Genomic DNA, 2,829 nt, shown 5'->3' with positions numbered 1-2,829 from the left:
TCCTGCCCGTGCCCGACACCGTGCGCCACTGGTTCGCCAGCCCGCGCTCGGCCACCGAATACCTGCTTCACGCCGCCCGCATCGACCTCGCGCCCCTGGGCCTGCGCCGCAACCTCACCATGCCGGGCGTCTCCGCCACCGTGGCCGACGAGATCGAGGCCCTGCGCCGCGTCGGCGGCGACGCCGCGGTGGCGCTGATCCGGCGCGAGCCGAACCCCGCCATCCAGGCCATCGTGGAGACCTGGCCGGAAGCCTTCGACACCGAGCGTGCGCTCAAGCTCGGCTTCCAGGGCGATGCGAGCTTCGACGCGCTGGTCGCGTTGCACGTGGACGAGACGCGGGGGTGAGCACCTCGTCCCTCACCCCGCAGGCGGAGCGCGGGGACTACCCCCCAACACGCCCCTCGATCGGGTAGGCCGGGTCGTTGTAGCCCGGCGTCGAGGGGTGGCCGGTGACGATGTGGGCGTCGACCAGGGCCTCGTCCTCGGGGGTGAAGCTGTAGCCGAGCGCGCCGAGATACTCGTCCCACTGCGCCTGCGTCCGCGGCCCGGCGATCACCGACGTGACGAGCCGGTTGGCCAGCACCCAGTTCACCGCGAACTGGCCGGCCGTCAGCCCGCGCGCGGCCGCATGGGCCTGGAAGGTCCGGGCGATGGTCAGGGATTCGGGGCGCCACTCGGTCTGCATCATGCGGGGGTCCTGGCGGCCCGCGCGGGTGCCCTCGGGGGGCGCCGTGTCCGGATCGTATTTCGCCGTCAGCACGCCGCGGGCCAGGGGCGAGTAGGGCACCACGCCGAGGCCGTAATGGGCACAGGCCGGCAGGTGCTCGGTCTCGGGCATCCGGTTCAGCGCGTTGTAATAGGGCTGGCTCACCACCGGCCGGTCGATCCCGAGATCGTCGCAGAGGCGGCAGATCTCGGCGACCCGCCAGGCGCGGTAGTTCGAGACGCCGAAATAGCGGATCTTGCCCTGGCGCACGAGGTGGGCGAGGGCGCCGACCGTCTCGGCGAGCGGCGTGTCGTGGTCCTCCTTGTGGAGGTAGTAGATGTCGATGACGTCGGTGCCGAGCCGCGTGAGGCTGGCCTCGGCGGCGCGCAGCACGTGGACGCGCGATAGGCCCCGGTCGTTGACGCCCGGTCCCATCGGGTTGGCGACCTTGGTGGCGAGCACCCAGGATTCGCGGTCGCGGGCGATCGCCCGGCCCACCACCGCCTCGGAGCGGCCCTCGTTGTAGGCGTTGGCCGTGTCGAGGAAATTGATCCCCGCCGCGCGGGCGCTGTCGATGATACGCTCCGCCGTGGCCTCGTCGGTGGGGCCGCCGAACATCATGGTGCCGAGGCAGAGCGGCGAGACCTTGAGGCCCGAGCGGCCGAGATTGCGGTACTGCATCGAACGCGTTCCCTCCTGGTGGGGCGCTCAGGCCCCGTTTCGAATCCATTGCACCACGCCGGTGGCGCTGCGGAAGTCCTCGAGCGCGTGGACCCGCGCCTCGGGCAGGCTTGCCCGCGCCATGGTGGCCAGCGCGTGTCCGGGGCCGAGTTCGAGCACGCGGGACGCGCCGAACTCCCTCACACCCTCCAGGCAGGCGGCCCAGTCGAGGGTCTGCGCGATCTGCGCGGCGAGCTTGGGCAGGCCGGCCTCCGGCCGGAACACCGCCGCCCCGTCGAGGCCGCTGAGCAGGCGGGGGCCCGGACGCGGCGGGCTCGTGCGGGGCGCCTGGTCCAGCCGCGCGGCGAACTCGGCCGAGGCTTGCGCGAGGAGCGGCGTGTGCGAGGGGATGTGGACGGGCAGGCGCAACGCCCGCGCCGCGCCCCGTGCCAGGGCTTCCGCGCAGAGGGCGTCGAGGGCCTCGACCCGGCCGCCCACCACCACGCTGTCGGCGGCGTTGCGGATCGCCGGATGGCAATCGTGCCCCCGCGCCATCGCGAAGAAGCGTTCGGCGGGCAGGCCCCGCAGGCCGGCGAGGCCGTAGCCGGGACCGGCCGTCGCATCCATCGCCTCGGCGCGGGCGGCGGCGAGCGCCAGCACGGTCGCGGGCGCGAACAGGCCGGCGCAGCCGAAGGCGGCGAGATCGCCGATGCTGTAGCCGACGACGACGGACCGGGCGGGCGCCGCCGCCCGCACCAGGGTCCAGGCGGCGAGCCCGGCGACGCAGCACAGGATCTGTCCAGTGCGGTTGGCGTGCAGGTCGGCGCCGGACCGCACGAGGTCACGCGGGTCCCGGCCGAGCAGCGGGGTCGCGGCGGCGAAGATCGCCTGCGCCTCCGGAATGTCGGCGGTGAGCGCGAACATCTCCGGGTGCTGGCCGCCCTGGCCCGAGAGCAGGATCGCGAGCGTCACCGGCTCTCCCAGGCGTCGACGAACAGCGTCATGGCGAGGAGGTCGGCCGCCCCGCCGGGGCTGAGGCGGCGGGCGACGAAGGTTTGGTGCAGGCGCTCCGCCCGGACGAACCAGTCGTCCCGGGCGGTGCCTCCCTGGTTCAGGAAGCGGGCGGCCTCGGCTCGCGCGAAGGCGAAGCCCTCCGGTCCGCCGCGATGCAGCAGGTTGGTGTCCTCGAGATGCGCGATGAGCGCGAGGCAAGCCTCGACCCGCGCGGCCTCCAACGCATCGGGCCGCAGCGCTCGCGCCCGGCACAGGTGCGGAAGGCCGACGCCGTAGAGGGTGGGAAACCCCGCCGCCGCCTCGGCCGGGGCCCCGCCGACGCCGTGGCGGCGGCGCACCCGCGCCCCCGGGGCGTGCAGCAATTCGGGCCCGTCGAGGATGGCGGTCGCGTAGCGCCGGCGCACGAGGGCACCGAGGGCGCCCGGCGCGGGGCGGAGCCCGAGGGCG

The 2,829-nt window shown here is 74.4% G+C and carries 3 protein-coding genes and 1 pseudogene; 1 reads left to right on the top strand and 3 read right to left on the bottom strand.

The genetic code is table 11. From position 1 onward, the window contains the following. A pseudogene (locus tag JWQ05_RS14205) lies at positions 1-347 on the top strand (NAD-dependent epimerase); the annotation flags it as partial. A 37-nt stretch (positions 348-384) separates the two neighbouring features. Here the strand turns inward: JWQ05_RS14205 and JWQ05_RS14200 are convergent. The 3 genes from JWQ05_RS14200 to JWQ05_RS14190 all read right to left on the bottom strand — a co-directional run. Continuing rightward, positions 385-1,389 carry an aldo/keto reductase gene (locus JWQ05_RS14200; RefSeq protein ID WP_299659401.1) on the bottom strand — a complete coding sequence of 335 codons (1,005 nt, stop codon included), beginning with the start codon at positions 1,387-1,389 and terminating at the stop codon, positions 385-387. A 27-nt stretch (positions 1,390-1,416) separates the two neighbouring features. Then, positions 1,417-2,340, bottom strand: coding sequence for an acyltransferase domain-containing protein (locus JWQ05_RS14195; protein WP_299659398.1), 924 nt, complete (start codon positions 2,338-2,340; stop codon positions 1,417-1,419). Continuing rightward, positions 2,337-2,829 (bottom strand): triphosphoribosyl-dephospho-CoA synthase (locus JWQ05_RS14190; protein WP_299659395.1); only part of this gene is annotated, 493 nt, incomplete at its 5' end. The genes JWQ05_RS14195 and JWQ05_RS14190, both read right to left, overlap by 4 nt.

It is taken from the genome of Methylobacterium sp. (genome assembly GCF_028290105.1).
Lineage (GTDB): Bacteria > Pseudomonadota > Alphaproteobacteria > Rhizobiales > Beijerinckiaceae > Methylobacterium.
Note: the sequence above shows the minus strand (reverse complement) of the source record. Positions and strands in the feature narration are given on the sequence as shown.